The 13,694-nt window shown below is 34.6% G+C and carries 13 protein-coding genes; 4 read left to right on the top strand and 9 right to left on the bottom strand.

All coding sequences use genetic code 11. The features are described 5' to 3' along the window. Positions 1-144 precede the first annotated feature (144 nt). Complete coding sequence (locus HQN62_RS11730; protein ID WP_116798160.1) at positions 145-627, top strand: hypothetical protein; 483 nt, start codon at positions 145-147, stop codon at positions 625-627. 121 nt (positions 628-748) lie between these two features. Here the strand turns inward: HQN62_RS11730 and HQN62_RS11725 are convergent, their stop codons facing one another. The 3 genes from HQN62_RS11725 to HQN62_RS11715 form a co-directional block, all read right to left on the bottom strand. After that, positions 749-1,303, bottom strand: a complete 555-nt coding sequence (locus HQN62_RS11725) for a hypothetical protein (protein ID WP_173504485.1) — start codon at positions 1,301-1,303, stop codon at positions 749-751. A gap of 160 nt (positions 1,304-1,463) precedes the next feature. Then, complete coding sequence (locus HQN62_RS11720) at positions 1,464-1,796, bottom strand: hypothetical protein (RefSeq protein ID WP_173504484.1); 333 nt, start codon at positions 1,794-1,796, stop codon at positions 1,464-1,466. A gap of 316 nt (positions 1,797-2,112) precedes the next feature. Further along, the gene (locus HQN62_RS11715; RefSeq protein WP_173504483.1) at positions 2,113-2,880 is read right to left on the bottom strand and encodes a sulfite exporter TauE/SafE family protein; all 768 of its coding nucleotides are present in this window, start codon (positions 2,878-2,880) and stop codon (positions 2,113-2,115) included. Between the two features lie 234 nt (positions 2,881-3,114). Here HQN62_RS11715 and HQN62_RS11710 point away from each other — a divergent pair, with 234 nt between their 5' ends. Then, entirely contained in the window at positions 3,115-3,636 is a 522-nt protein-coding gene (locus HQN62_RS11710; protein ID WP_173504482.1) for a DUF7935 family protein, read from the top strand. Positions 3,637-3,724: 88 nt separating this feature from the next. Here the strand turns inward: HQN62_RS11710 and HQN62_RS11705 are convergent, their stop codons facing one another. Further along, positions 3,725-4,624, bottom strand: a complete 900-nt coding sequence (locus tag HQN62_RS11705) for a patatin-like phospholipase family protein (protein ID WP_173504481.1) — start codon at positions 4,622-4,624, stop codon at positions 3,725-3,727. An 81-nt stretch (positions 4,625-4,705) separates the two neighbouring features. Further along, the gene (locus HQN62_RS11700) at positions 4,706-6,769 is read right to left on the bottom strand and encodes a M1 family metallopeptidase (RefSeq protein ID WP_173504480.1); all 2,064 of its coding nucleotides are present in this window, start codon (positions 6,767-6,769) and stop codon (positions 4,706-4,708) included. 103 nt (positions 6,770-6,872) lie between these two features. Here HQN62_RS11700 and HQN62_RS11695 point away from each other — a divergent pair, with 103 nt between their 5' ends. Next, positions 6,873-7,610 carry a Dph6-related ATP pyrophosphatase gene (locus HQN62_RS11695; RefSeq protein WP_173504479.1) on the top strand — a complete coding sequence of 246 codons (738 nt, stop codon included), beginning with the start codon at positions 6,873-6,875 and terminating at the stop codon, positions 7,608-7,610. A gap of 220 nt (positions 7,611-7,830) precedes the next feature. Here HQN62_RS11695 and HQN62_RS11690 read toward each other — a convergent pair whose 3' ends face one another. From HQN62_RS11690 to HQN62_RS11675, 4 genes are all read right to left on the bottom strand, one after another. Beyond that, positions 7,831-9,315: an aminopeptidase P N-terminal domain-containing protein gene (locus HQN62_RS11690; RefSeq protein WP_173504478.1), complete on the bottom strand. Its 1,485-nt coding sequence runs from the start codon at positions 9,313-9,315 to the stop codon at positions 7,831-7,833. Between the two features lie 408 nt (positions 9,316-9,723). Continuing rightward, positions 9,724-10,155: a hypothetical protein gene (locus HQN62_RS11685; protein ID WP_173504477.1), complete on the bottom strand. Its 432-nt coding sequence runs from the start codon at positions 10,153-10,155 to the stop codon at positions 9,724-9,726. Between the two features lie 87 nt (positions 10,156-10,242). Then, positions 10,243-10,788, bottom strand: coding sequence for a DUF1697 domain-containing protein (locus HQN62_RS11680; RefSeq protein ID WP_173504476.1), 546 nt, complete (start codon positions 10,786-10,788; stop codon positions 10,243-10,245). Positions 10,789-10,845: 57 nt separating this feature from the next. Further along, positions 10,846-11,292 (bottom strand): NanQ anomerase/TabA/YiaL family protein, encoded by a 447-nt coding sequence (locus tag HQN62_RS11675; protein WP_173504475.1) that lies wholly within the window; start codon positions 11,290-11,292, stop codon positions 10,846-10,848. A 190-nt stretch (positions 11,293-11,482) separates the two neighbouring features. On the opposite strand from HQN62_RS11675, the gene recG reads away from it, so the two are divergent. Beyond that, positions 11,483-13,591, top strand: coding sequence for an ATP-dependent DNA helicase RecG (gene recG / locus HQN62_RS11670; protein WP_173504474.1), 2,109 nt, complete (start codon positions 11,483-11,485; stop codon positions 13,589-13,591). Positions 13,592-13,694 lie beyond the last annotated feature (103 nt).

Raw genomic sequence — 13,694 nt, 5'->3', positions numbered from 1 at the left:
AATTATACATAAATATATTTCTTGATACAATTATTTTATTGAGTTAATTGTCCTGCAAAATATAAAATGCAGAATCTATCAATGCACGTTATTTATTCGTAAATTAGCTATGCTATTAGTTTATTAATTAAAATCTGTACTACTATGAAAAATTTAGGCCTATTCTGTTTGTTATTGGCTTGCATTGGACTCCAAAGCTGTAAAAAAAATGAACCCCAAAAAGATGTTGAAGCTGCCAAAGCCAAGGTTGAAGAGCCTATTAGTGTGGCATGCTATAAAGCGTTGTATGAGAATGATACAATTGAATTAAAAATCAACACTTTAAAAGATAATAAAATCACAGGAGATATGGTGATGAAAATTATGGATATGCCTGTAAAAACTGGAAAAATTGTCGGTGGGTTTCATGGAGACACCTTATTTGTAGACTACACCTTTTTTCAGGGAACGTATGATAAAAAAATATTCAAAAATCCAATGGCAATGTTAAAAAAAGGTAACGAACTCATTCTGGGCAGTGGGAAAATAGAAACTTATTTGGGACGCTCTTATTTTGCCAAAGGCACCCCAATCGATTTTGAAAAAGTCAAATATAAATTTACAACCGTTGAATGTGTTGATAAATGATTATTAGTAAATTCTAATTAAACACGAATTTTATTAATTATCACTAATCGATGTGGTTGTTGCAGTATCGTAATAATTCCAGAAAGTAATTAGTGACAATCCGTGAAATTCGTGTTTGTTTTTAAATTTTATCAAAAAGACTAAAAAACATATACCAATTCCATTCCCAGTTTTCTCCCTTATCGTCCGAAAATGCCTGACTCCAAATGGGATTCTCTTTGTCCCTCGCATCCCAACGGAATACAACAATTATTTCCTTCCCATTAAAAGTGTCTTTGGTAAAAAAATGAGCGATGCTGTTTTCAAACGAACCCACAACACCTGGCTGTAAAACTCCTTCATTGGAGTCAGCCCAGTAAATAGTCCAAAGTTTTGTTTTTGGATTAAAAAGTCTCAATGACATTCCTTCAAAAGGCTCACCATCAAATGTTGCAAGATAATTGTCAATATTTCCAATGCCATTCAGTATGCTATACATTTCCTGAGTAGATTCAAACTCAATCCATTCTTTACAGTTGTTCAATCGTGATTTTAGTTTGCGATTTTTGAGTTTCCATTTCCCCTGATAAAAATCAAAATCATGTTTGGATGAAGTTGGCGAAGCTATAATTACTAAATTTTCATTTTCATCAAACTTTACTTTTGGGACTTCGATTGTGTTTTTGTTCTGTAGCATTTTGTTTGGTTCGGAGTTTAAAATTTGTTGATGTTTGCTGGTTTGGGATTAAATTAAGCCTATCATTCAGATTTGTCAAATATTCCAAATACAAAACCAACTGCCCATTAAGACAATTACCAAAATCCGTTGTAGTAGCTGTTGTGCGTTCGGTTTTTATTCAATCTGGTTGAAATTCTGAGAAAATGATATATTTTCCACTATTATTTTTTCTGTAAACTAACATTTTTGATGAGTTTTCTTTTTTCACAATACTATCATTTGTTCTTAAACTGTCAGTTTTAAAAAAAGTATAACTATTTAAATCTAGTTCAGTTCCATTTTTATCATATAACTCACATCTCAGGGCAGGAGTAATATTAATTTTAGCAATCGAAAAATTTATTTTCTGCTTAAATTCTTTTTTTGAATAATAAGTATAACAAAAATAATTTATCGTCAATACACAAATAAAGAAAATCGGAATAAATAAAATTTTCTTGTTAGCTTTCATAAATATTAATTTCTGTTTTTGGATTCGTTCGGTTAAACTGACGCATAACTTTAGATTTGTGTGATTAAATCATTTTCAATATTGCTAAAATATAAAAAAAATACGCATTAAATCTTAGAATAATTATTTTTAAAAGTTCTTAAAAATACCAAAATATCTTCATTTTTCCTTAAATCCGTTTTGTTCGCGTAAAGGATAGCAGCAAGCTACCAAAGTAGCGCGAATAGCCTGACCGCCAATAGGAAAAAGGGCGTATAAGCAGTATTATTGGTTGCCCTTTTTTCTAGTGGAGGTTACGCCCAAATAACAATAAATATTACTTGAAAAAGACATCGTAGGCAAAACGTAGCAGTGTGCTTATAACAACTACCAAAAAGAAGATTCGGATAAATTTGTTCCCTCGATTGATGGCGAGTTTGGCGCCTATCCACCCTCCTATTGCGTTGCTGGCAGCCATGGGTAAGGCGATGGCCCAAATGATTTTGCCTTTGAGCATAAACAGGCAGATTGAACCAAAATTGGTGGCGAGATTGACCATCTTGGCATTTGCAGAAGCATGCAGGAAATCAAATCCCATTATTGCGATGAAAGCAACAACCAAGAAGCTTCCAGTTCCTGGTCCTATGAATCCGTCGTAAAAACCCACCACAAAACTGATTCCCACAGCATTCAAAATTTGAGTTCTGGCAGAAAGGTCTCTAACTTGATGTTGCCCGAAATTCTTCTTTGCATACGTATAAATAGCTAAGAGAGAAAGGACTACAAGTAGTATAGGTTTCATGAAATCATTGCTCACATAGGTCAATAATGTCGATCCCAAAAAGGCAGCAGGAAAAGCCAACAGCATCATAATAATTAGGATTCTCCAATTGATAGTGACTCTTTTTAAGTATTGGTAAGCTGCAAATGAGGTGCCACTAAAGGCAGGGATTTTCAAAGATCCTATCACGGTTGAAACGGGAAGATTGGGCAGAAGTATGAGCCCCACAGGTGTTTGTATAAGTCCACCTCCTCCTACAATGGCATCTATAAATCCCGCGAAAAAGGCAGCTAAACAAAGTAATACGATGATGTAGGTTTCCATACAATAAGTTTCAATTCGGAATAATTATTTTGAAGTTCAGCGCTCTGTCTTTGAGTTGAGCTTCATTTTGCTCGAAAAGGCACGAAGAGGCAAAGAAAACAGTTTGAAACTTTGGGACTCTGCGGCTTAGCGAGAAAAGACAAAAATACCAATCCACTTTATATTATTGCGATAAATTTGCGATTGATTTAGTTTCAAAAACATTATTTTTGCTTTTTTTAAAACGAAAACAAAATGGATTTATCAAAATTGCTTGAACTACTGAGTTATACCTTGCCAGCCATTATCACAGGGATGGTTGCTTATTACTTTTTTAATTTACACACTAAAAATGAGGAAGGAAGACGTCGCTATTTATTGATGAAAGAGGGACAAAAAAACTCTATGCCCTTGCGTTTGCAAGCTTATGAGCGTATGACTTTGTTTTTGGAGCGTATTAGTCTTTCCAATTTATTGATTAGAATTTCTCCAATTTCGACGGATAAAAATGATTACAGCAATTTTGTTATTGCTCAAATTGAACAAGAATTTGAACACAATTTAGCGCAACAAATCTACATGACTGATGAGTGTTGGACAATCATCACGACTGCCAAGAATGCTACAATTCAGATGATTCGTAAAGCGGCTTTGAGCCCTGCTGTGAATAACGCCGATCAATTGAGAGAAGCTTTATTGAATGATTTGATGGATAGACAAACACCAAGCAGTGCTGCCCTGGGATATATCAAAAAAGAAGTGAGCCAGATGTGGTAACTTTTGAGTTTCTAAGATTCTGAGAAACTAAGATTCGGACTTTTTTGTCTTAGAGTCTTAGCAACTTAGAATCTTAGGATCTTTTTCATCACCTCATTTCACTCATCACTTCGCTTTTGTTTTGGGCATATAAAAATCCAAGTTGCCACCATTTTTTCATTTTCTTTTGATCAAAAATGAGTGCATTATTGGTTAGTTTGGTTGGGGTGTAGTATAAATTGAGTTTTACATTATGGTTTGTAGCGGACAGTTTTCCTATAGAGACATCATGTTTCCCAAGCTGATCCAAAGAAAACAGAAACAAATCAATCATTAGTGAAAAGGGGTTCTTTCCCAAAGTGGTTTTGGTCAATGTGATTTCGGTTTCCAAGATAATAACGTCTATTTCGGTGGCACCGCGATGAATGGCTTCACGAATGGGTACCAAACTTGAAAATCCACCATCACCGTATTCACATCCCCCTTTTTTGACCAAACTCATAAACGGAATGTAGTTACTCGATATCCAAATCCAATCGCAAAATTCATTGTACGTACAGTCTTTAATGGATTTGTATTCAGCTTCGTTTTTGGAAATATTGGTAACGGTTACAATGACATCTATTGGTAACGATTTCAGGTATTCAAATTCAGAAACCGTTAGATTGGTTTTGATAAATTTTTGAAGGTTTTTGCTTTCGCCAAAAGTTCGTTTTCCTCTCAAAAATTGCCGAATGACATTAAAATGGTTTATAGTTACGTAATTTATTTTGTTTTTCTTTTTGATAATAAAAGGATTGATGTCAAATATCTGATCCATATTGACACTCGTGTAAATTGTATGGAGTTTCTCAATATTCCCTAATGCCAAATGCGGAATTAGCAAGCTTCCGGTAGATGTTCCTAAAAATAGATCGTAATTCCGTCCTTTATTTTGCAACAAATACTGGGCGACACCACCTGCAAATGCGCCTTTACTGCCTCCTCCTGAAATTACTAGTGCTCGCATGATTTTAGATTTTTGATTGCTGATTAACGATTTTTGATTTACATCTGAATTCTCAGATCGTTAATCAAAATTCTTAAATCTTTATTCTTTGAGTAATCTATTCAATTGAAATTGTTCTTTTTCGTTCAAACTAGGTAATATAGTTTGGAACGTAGTTCTGATTTCAGGATTTTTTAATAAAATCCGAATATTTTCTCTTCCAAATTTAGAAAATTGCCACATATGATGCGTGGTGGCATTGACTAAATTCTTCAAAACAGCCTCGTTGATAACGTCAAAATTAATTAGGTATTCCAAAGCGTTTTGTCGTGTTGTGGCTTCATAATTAGTCGAAGAATAATTAATCAATTCCTGAAGAACGGTTTCCTTATTGGCTGAATATTCAGGTGTTGAAATGGCCAATGACAACCATAAAATACGCAGATTGAAATCATTAAATCCTACCCAATCTTTGGTTTTTGCTAAATATTCCGCTCTTTTATTTTCAAAACTATTCCACAAATAATACAGTGCAAATTCTTGGGTTTGATAGGATTTATCATCCAGCAATGTTTCGTAATCGGTTCTGAATTCTTCGGGTATTTTTTGTAGCGTACTTGCAACAGCTTGACGAACTTGAATATTTTGGGTTTGCAACGCCAATAGCAATAATTGTTTTTTATCTTCGAATTTCTCTTTCATTAATTGGCCAACAATAGACGCTTTTACGGTAAAATACACATCCGATTCCAGTGTTTTTTCGAAAAAAGCATATTTGTCTGCCAACGGTTTGTTTCTGAGTTTGGCAACTTCAAGCTGTACTTGCATTGCTTTATTTTTAGCTAATAATCCATTGGCTATTTCGCTATTAAAAGCTGATGATTCCAACCAAACTTTACTGAAATTTTCCAAATCATAATTAGATACTTTTTTGATTTCTTCGAAGAAATTTTGCGTTGTCACATTTTTGTACGCATATTTCTTTAGATAATTCTTCACTGCTTTTCTGAAGGCTTTCTCCCCTATTCCTTCGCGCAGAACATGTAACGCCCAAGCCCCTTTTTTGTAAAATGACAACGAACTGGCTTTGGCGTTCAGTACCGGAATGGTATCGGTTTTGGAGGCCTGTTTAAGTTGCATAGACGATTCGTATAATTTAGAATAAAAATAATCTTCCCCATAAATTTCCTTTTCGGCTAATAATGCATAATAAGTTGCAAATCCTTCCTGAAGCCAATGGTCTTTCCCGCTTTGTGCCGTAATCAAATCGCCAAACCATTGATGAGCCAGTTCATGGGCATTCACATTGGTATAACTTCGATCTTCAAAGCCAATGTTGTCAACAACATATCGGGTTGTAAATAACGTAGTACTTGTATTTTCCATACCAGCATACAAAAACTCAGAAACCGGAACTTGTCTATAGATTTCCCAAGGGTACTTCACTCCTATTTCTTTTTCCAGAAAGTCAAATATTTCTTTAGAGTATCGATAGGTAGGTTCTTGTTTAGCAATATCTTTTGGATTTATATACATTTCTAATGGAATTCCTGATTTGGCTTTTTGTGTTCCTCTATCATATTTTCCAATTGCAATCATCAATAAATAGGAACTCATTGGCTTTTTCATTTGATAACTCCAATATATTACACCATTATTTTCGACCTTGTTTTTTAAAATACCGTTGGATACCACTTGGTATTTCGAATCAAAAACAATATCCATGTTGAAAATCACCTTTTCATTGACATCATCAAAACTCGGAAACCAATGACTGGTGTATTTTCCTTGTCCTTGTGTCCAAATCTGTAAATTGTCTGTTTCTTCAGAACCTACAAAATACATGGTTTGTTTGGGTTTGGCTTCGTATGTAAATTGAACTGAGTTTTTTCCTTTTTGGAACGGATAAATTAATATCAATTCTTTTCCGTTAGTTGTAAATGGGATTTTTTTTTCATTCAGTTCCACTTCTGAAAAAGTCATATTCTGCGCATCAATTTTGATGGTGTCAATAGGTTTCAGCACTTCAAAACAATAAGTAATCGCACCTGCAATACTTTTATTATTTGGATTAATTGATATTTGCCCATTTACATATTTAAAATCAACCGATTTGGTTTGTTGTGCGAATGCAAATGTGGATAGAAATAGGAAAAAATACTTCATTAAAATTGAATTTGTTGCTAAGTTATCCAAAGTTACAAAGGTTTTACCAACAAATCGAACATAATTTGTAAGTTTACTTCCAGAATAAATTAATAGAAAACAATTGAAAAAGAAAGCCCTATTTAATTGGAGCAGCGGCAAAGATTCTGCCTTGGCACTGTACAAAATTCAGCAAAATGATGAATACGAAATCAGCTGTTTGTTAACCAGTGTAAATCAGCAGTTTCAACGTATTTCTATGCACGGTGTTCGGGTAGAATTATTAGAACAACAAGCCCAAAGCATTAGATTAGCGCTTGAAATTATGCAAATTCCAGAAATGCCGACTATGGAAGTGTACGAAGCAGTTATGCAAACTACGCTCTCCAAATTGAAGAATCAAGGCGTTACTCATTCTATTTTTGGAGATATTTTTCTGGAAGATTTGAGGAAATACAGAGAAGATAAATTAGCCGAAATAGGTTTTGAAGGAGTGTTTCCGCTTTGGAAAGTGCCAACTCTAGATTTGATTCAGGAATTCATCGCATTAGGCTTCAAAACAATTGTGGTTTGTGTCAACGAACGATTTTTAGACAAGAGTTTTGTAGGACGTGTCATTGATCAAGATTTTATCAATGATTTACCTGAAAATGTGGATGTTTGTGGCGAAAATGGAGAATTCCATACGTTTACTTTTGATGGGCCCATTTTTAGTAAACCGATTCAGTTTGAAGTTGGGGAAGTGGTTTATCGCAAATATGAAAAACCAAAAGAGGAAGATTCATCTGATACCGCTTGTGATACTTCAGCTTCGGATGCTTTTGATTACGGATTTTGGTATTGCGATCTGCTTTCAAAATAAGTATATAAAAAAGCTCCGTAATTTAAGAAATACGGAGCTTTTAGGTTTATTTTATAGACTGTCCGCGACTAGTACCAAAGCTATAAAATTAGCCACAGATTCAAAAGATTAACACAGATTTCTTCAATAGGATCTATATAATCTGTGTTAATCTTTTGAATCTGTGGCAAAAAAAGACATGTACGAATTATGGACAGCCATATCACTTTAAATAAACGTTCTAGTCTAGTTTTGGTAAATTATAATTATCAAAAAGACTTTTTTCAGCCATAAGCGCTTCTATTTCACTTGATTTCCTCGGGGCTTCACTAGATAAATTTACAGGAGCATTATCTGTTACTAATATGTCGTCTTCGATTCGTACCGCAATTCCCCACCATTTTTTATCACAATCACTACCATTTGGAATATAAATTCCAGGTTCTACCGTTAATACCATATCTTTCTCGAATGTGTTGTACATACCTGGATCGTGCACATCCAGTCCTATATGGTGTGAAGTTCCATGAGGGAAATATTTTCTGGAGTCTTCAGCCTTATTAATGATTCCTAATTTCATTAAACCATTGGTGATAATATCACGAGCGGCTTTATCTGGGTCGGTAAAGCTATTTCCAATTTTAACTGTTGCAATACCTGCCTCTTGAGCCTCATAAACCAAATCATAGATGATTTTTTGCTCTGGTGAAAATTTACCGTTGGCAGGAATTGTTCTTGTTACATCGGCAGTATAACCATGGTATTCAGCTCCTAAGTCCATTAAAACCAAATCATTTTCAACCTTCATCTTGCTGTTTTCGATGTAATGCAAAACACAACCATTGTTTCCGGCTCCTACTATGGAAGGGTATCCTTCATACTCACTGCCATATTTTTTATACACAAATTCGTGAATTCCTTGAATCTCTGCTTCAGACATTCCTGGATGCATTGCTTTCATTGTTTCGCGTTGTCCCATTGCTGAAATACGAACTGCTTTGGTCAATAAAACCATTTCTTCCTTAGACTTAACCTCACGTAAACTCGCCATATAGGTTGTGATCGCTTTGGTGTCTATATTCGCTTTTTTTGCAGCAATAGTTTTGGTTGTATTGATTTCATTTTTGATATTAGAATCGGTTTTGGTTTCTGTTTTTGTATTGTAGCCAATTTGAGCTTTAAATGAACCGACTAATTTGTACAAATCAGCCTCTTCTTTCTTAGAGTCGCGATAATCATCTTTGAAATCCGTAAAAAATACATTGCTAAAACTATAAAAATCAATACCAGAGTTTAAAAATTCCTTTCCGTTAAGGGCATTCTCAAAACCTAAACTTTTTTTGGCTCCATCAACTCCCAAGCGCACACCTGTCCATTGTTCTGCTCTTGGATTTTTTTCTTGAACGTAAAGCAGTTCGTTATATGTTTTACCATCTTTATTTGTTTGATTATCCGAAAAAATAACCAAAACACAATTAGGTTCTTTATATCCGGTCAAATAATAAAAATTTGGATCCTGATGGTATATAAAATCGACATCATTTGCTCTATTTCGAACAGCATTTCCAAAAAATACCGCTACACTATTCTTTGGCATTTTTTTACGTAAAGCCTCTCTTCGTTCCTTGTGAAATTGAGCCGATAAATAATCATTAGGGTTGCCATTCTGAGCTATTGTTGAACAAATCATAGCCAGAGTGAGAATAATAGAAAGTTTAAATTTCATTTTTGTTTTGGTTTAAGGATTTGATTTTGATTAATTGGAAGTAAATATAAATATTTTTTGCAGTTGGCATATTTTTTTCTTCCTATGTAATGTTAAAAACGGGAGTTTGATTAATAATTTTGGAGCAGAAAAATTAGGTGTTTTTAGGAAATATCGTCCCGCTTTTCGTTGCAATCTTATGTCCCGAACCCCGGGCCATAAGGATTTCCACTGCTATCGGGGCTAAAGGTTAGCATTCTGTCTTTTTTGTTGTCATTTAGAAAAAGAAAATAGTAACAACCGCGATCTGGTTATAAATAAAAAAAAGAACAATAAAGTAAAAACACTTTAGAGTTCTCTTTTCCAAAATTGCAATAATTGAAATTAACCAAACATCAAATTATTAACAATGCGGGTAAACAATCCTAATCAATTTACCTTTTCGTAATCTAATCCAGGTCCGTCACAGTTTTTCCAGGTACTGGACAAAGTAGCAGAAGCTGAAAAATAAAGTTCTTCTTTTAGATTCCCATAACAGCTTCCTATGAGTTCGCTTTCTTTGGGATATGTTAATTCTAAATACAATACATCAGAAATATTTTGAGTAGTATATGTCCCCGAAACTGTTGTTTTTACTGTGTTTCGGGTTCTGGATTTTGTAAATGTACCGTCATTGTTGAATAAATAGGAATCTTGCCAATCCATTGCAGTTCCTGTGGTTTCCGAATTAATCATAGAGCCAGACATTTTTACTAATGTCCATTTTCCATGATAATCGGTTGTAGTTGTGGTTTCTTCTTTGTCTTTTGTACAAGAAGAAAAAACAGCAAGGAAAACAACAATAATAGCAAGACTTTTCATCCTTAAGTTTTTGGAGTTACTTAATAAGATGCTTTAAATTGCAAAAGGTTGCGTCAAATTATAATTATTTTTTTGAAAAAGATGAATTTATCTTTCCTCATACATTTTCAACAACTGTGTTACGGTATTCCAATTACGAATGGTTGCCGTTACATTAAGTTTTTTCTCGATGTATTTTTGGTCAAATCTCGTTTTCCCTGCTCCTACAGAATATTTTATGTAGATTCTACTTTCGTCGATATTTGCTTCATCAGGTTTTACCTGACTCATTTTTAAATCGTTGATATTGTCGCTTCGCAAGGCTATGGAAACAAAAGCCACATATAACTTTTTAGAATCAACGTCTTTTTCTTTTAGAAATGGATTGTTTTTGAGACTTTTTTCTAAATCGGATTTTCCAATGACTACGATAGGAACTTCATGTCCAAAAGCTTTGAAAATTTCCTGTTTGATTTTGAAACCAACTGATGCCGCATTTTCCTCCTCAGTATCCACAAAAACATTTCCCGATTGGATATACGTTTGCACATTTTGAAAACCAATAGCTTCTAAAGTTGTTTTCAAAGCGTCCATTTTTATCATATTGTGACCGGAAACATTGATGCCACGAAGAAGTGCGAGATGAGTTGTCATTTTTTATTTTTTATAATTGTAAAAGTATCGTGTTTATTGATGGTAAATGATAGTTTGTTAAATTTTTACCTTTACAACCACTTTTTTTACTTTCGAAATTTGTCCTGCTTTTACACATGGTCTATGAAGATCCTCCGGAAAAAATATGGTAAACATTCCTTCCTCCACTCTAATCATTGAAGTTTCTCCATTATAGAATGTATAATCTTTTTCTAGGTCTTCTTCAACAGAAACCTGATTAGTCAAAGGGGTAAATCCCATTAATTCAACCCCCTGAATTACATACTGAATATCGATGTATTTGTGGTGCCCTTCCAGGATGCAATCTTTTTCTTCTTTGGTGTCATATTCTTGAACAATGGCAAAAACATCGTCATTATCGATTTGGTGTTTCCCTGATTCTATTGCGACTAAATCAGTTTCGGTAATAAACTCAAATCCTTTAGCCAATCTTTTGGTAAGCTTACTGTATAGTCTGTAATTTTCAATTTTATCGATAACCATTTTATGTTTTTTTAATTTGTTTTCAAAGGTATTGTGAATTATAAGAATTTCCTAAACAATCCCATTTCCAAATTTCCCAACAAAAAACTATCTTCGCTTTCTAAAAAAGAGAAAAGAATATAGAACAAAGAGAATAGACTCCAAAAATCTAAATTCTAGAATCTGCAATCTAAATTCTGCAATCTAAAAAATGTCCAATAACCTCCTAGAAACTCCAATAGAATTCCTCAAAGGCGTTGGTCCCAATCGGGGCGCGTTGTTGCGTAAGGAATTAGGGATTTTTAAATACGGAGATTTAGTCAATTTTTTTCCGAATCGCTATATTGATCGCACTCGTTATTATAAGATTAATGAGTTGCAAAACAATATTGCCGAAGTACAGATTATTGGTAAAATCATTAATATCAAAACAGTTGAATTTGGTCGCAACCAAAAACGACTAGTAGCCACATTTGTTGATGATACAGGACAAATGGATCTCAACTGGTTTCAAGGTCACAAATGGATTAAAGAGAGTTTAAAACTCAACGAAGTTATTGTGATTTTTGGAAAATGCGCGCAATATGGTAGCCAATACAGCATGGCGCATCCCGAAATCGAGTTGTTGAGTGAGTACGAGAAAAGTTTGCGTTCCGCCATGCAGCCCGTTTATCCATCAACCGAAACGTTGGCAAATCGCGGCATAACGAATCGCGTGGTAAACAAAATGATGCAGCAATTGTTTCTCGAAACACAGGCATTATTCAGTGAAACCCTGCCTTCTTATTTGACAAGCGAACTCAAACTGATTCCCAAAAACGAAGCTTTATTCAATATACATTTTCCCAAAAGTGCCGAAATTTTGGCGAAAGCCCAATTCCGATTAAAATTTGAAGAATTGTTCTTCATTCAATTGCAATTGATAACGAAGAATTTGATTCGGAAACATAAAATAAAAGGACATCCTTTTTCAGTAGTTGGAGATTTTTTCAATGATTTTTATCAAAATCACCTACCATTTGAATTAACAAATGCCCAAAAAAGGGTTATCAAAGAAATTCGAACCGATATGGGCAGCAATGCCCAAATGAACCGATTACTGCAAGGTGATGTGGGATCCGGGAAAACCATTGTGGCTTTTATGAGTATGTTGTTGGCATTGGATAACGGTTTTCAAGCCTGTTTGATGGCGCCAACAGAGATTTTGGCCAACCAGCATTTTATAGGATTGTCTGAATTGGCAGCTTCCTTAAATATCAACATAAAAATACTCACGGGTTCGACCAAAATAGCGGCTCGTAGAATCATTTACGAAGAGTTGGAAAATGGTACTTTACAAATACTTATCGGTACTCACGCTTTATTGGAAGACAAAGTAAAATTTCAAAATTTAGGATTGGCGATTATTGACGAGCAACACCGTTTTGGAGTGGAACAGCGATCCAAATTGTGGAAGAAAAATACAGTTCCGCCTCATATTTTGGTTATGACGGCCACCCCTATTCCTAGAACTTTGGCGATGAGTTTATATGGAGATTTGGATATTTCCGTTATTGACGAATTGCCTCCTGGTAGAAAACCCATTCAAACTGTACATCGTTTTGACTCGAATCGATTGAAAGTTTGGAAATTCATTCGGGATGAAATTGCGCTGGGACGCCAAATTTACATCGTCTATCCGTTGATTCAGGAGTCGGAAAAAATGGATTACAAAGACTTAATGGATGGTTACGAGAGTATTTCTCGCGATTTTCCATTACCTCAGTATTCAGTTTCAATTCTTCATGGAAAAATGAAACCTGCAGACAAAGATGAAGAAATGAAACGCTTTGCCGAAGGTAAAACCAATATTATGGTTGCCACAACCGTAATCGAAGTTGGTGTAAATGTGCCTAATGCGAGCGTGATGATTATAGAAAGTGCCGAGCGTTTTGGATTATCTCAACTCCATCAGTTGCGAGGTCGCGTGGGACGTGGTGCCGATCAAAGTTATTGCATTTTGATGACTTCCTTCAAATTGTCAAGTGACAGTAAAACCCGCATGGAAACTATGGTAAGTACTAATGACGGTTTCGAAATAGCCGAAGTCGATTTAAAACTTCGTGGTCCTGGGGATTTGATGGGAACTCAACAAAGTGGCGTACTGAACCTTCAAATTGCCGATATTGTTCGAGACAGGGATATTTTAATGTTGGCAAGAAACTATGCCATAAAAATTCTGAAGGATGATGCTCCTATGCAAAAACCGGAAAACGCTATCCTAAAAGCAGTTTTTATAGAATTGACCAAAAAGAAAAATATTTGGAATTATATTAGTTAGTTACTAAGGTTCTGAGATGCTAAGATTCTAAGTTTTTTTTGGATGACTGAAAAAAAAACAAAAATCTTTCCCTTTAGCCCCGATTACTTCACTTTACATTTAT

Origin of the sequence: Flavobacterium sp. M31R6 (genome assembly GCF_013284035.1) — a bacterium.
GTDB lineage: Bacteria > Bacteroidota > Bacteroidia > Flavobacteriales > Flavobacteriaceae > Flavobacterium.
This window is presented reverse-complemented; position numbering and strand designations above follow the sequence as displayed.

Coding starts and splice junctions, on each gene's coding strand:
- HQN62_RS11730 (WP_116798160.1), top strand. CDS start 145: ATGAAAAATTTAGGCCTATTCTGTTTGTTATTGGCTTGCATTGGACTC.
- HQN62_RS11725 (WP_173504485.1), bottom strand. CDS start 1,303: ATGCTACAGAACAAAAACACAATCGAAGTCCCAAAAGTAAAGTTTGAT.
- HQN62_RS11720 (WP_173504484.1), bottom strand. CDS start 1,796: ATGAAAGCTAACAAGAAAATTTTATTTATTCCGATTTTCTTTATTTGT.
- HQN62_RS11715 (WP_173504483.1), bottom strand. CDS start 2,880: ATGGAAACCTACATCATCGTATTACTTTGTTTAGCTGCCTTTTTCGCG.
- HQN62_RS11710 (WP_173504482.1), top strand. CDS start 3,115: ATGGATTTATCAAAATTGCTTGAACTACTGAGTTATACCTTGCCAGCC.
- HQN62_RS11705 (WP_173504481.1), bottom strand. CDS start 4,624: ATGCGAGCACTAGTAATTTCAGGAGGAGGCAGTAAAGGCGCATTTGCA.
- HQN62_RS11700 (WP_173504480.1), bottom strand. CDS start 6,769: ATGAAGTATTTTTTCCTATTTCTATCCACATTTGCATTCGCACAACAA.
- HQN62_RS11690 (WP_173504478.1), bottom strand. CDS start 9,315: ATGAAATTTAAACTTTCTATTATTCTCACTCTGGCTATGATTTGTTCA.
- HQN62_RS11685 (WP_173504477.1), bottom strand. CDS start 10,155: ATGAAAAGTCTTGCTATTATTGTTGTTTTCCTTGCTGTTTTTTCTTCT.
- HQN62_RS11680 (WP_173504476.1), bottom strand. CDS start 10,788: ATGACAACTCATCTCGCACTTCTTCGTGGCATCAATGTTTCCGGTCAC.
- HQN62_RS11675 (WP_173504475.1), bottom strand. CDS start 11,292: ATGGTTATCGATAAAATTGAAAATTACAGACTATACAGTAAGCTTACC.
- recG (WP_173504474.1), top strand. CDS start 11,483: ATGTCCAATAACCTCCTAGAAACTCCAATAGAATTCCTCAAAGGCGTT.